General features: G+C 44.4%; 1 protein-coding gene and 1 other annotated feature. The gene reads right to left on the minus strand.

The genetic code is table 11. The annotated features are described in order from the left end of the window. Positions 1 to 54: 54 nt before the first annotated feature. Positions 55 to 176, minus strand: a sequence feature (His leader region). Then, positions 152 to 202, minus strand: coding sequence for a his operon leader peptide (gene hisL, locus FLQ03_RS10030; protein WP_144374164.1), 51 nt, complete (start codon positions 200 to 202; stop codon positions 152 to 154). It overlaps the preceding feature by 25 nt. Positions 203 to 241 lie beyond the last annotated feature (39 nt).

A 241-nucleotide genomic window follows, 5' to 3' on the forward strand; every position in this document is an offset into this window, starting at 1 on the left:
TAACATTGTTCTTTTCCTCTGAATACCTGTCTGAATCTGTCCGAATTTGGTCCAAAAAAAAGCCCCCGGAAGTGAATCTTCCGGGGGCTCTCAGCGCGTTCAAGCACCACTGGAAGATCCAAACGTCTTCCAGCACACATCGCCTGAAAGACTAGTCAGGTTGATGGTGATGATGGTGGTGTTTAAATTGAACGCGGTTCATAAAAATTCTCTGTGAATGACTATGCATTTGATGTCCTTT

Source organism: Vogesella urethralis, from assembly GCF_007644045.2.
Lineage (GTDB): Bacteria > Pseudomonadota > Gammaproteobacteria > Burkholderiales > Chromobacteriaceae > Vogesella > Vogesella urethralis.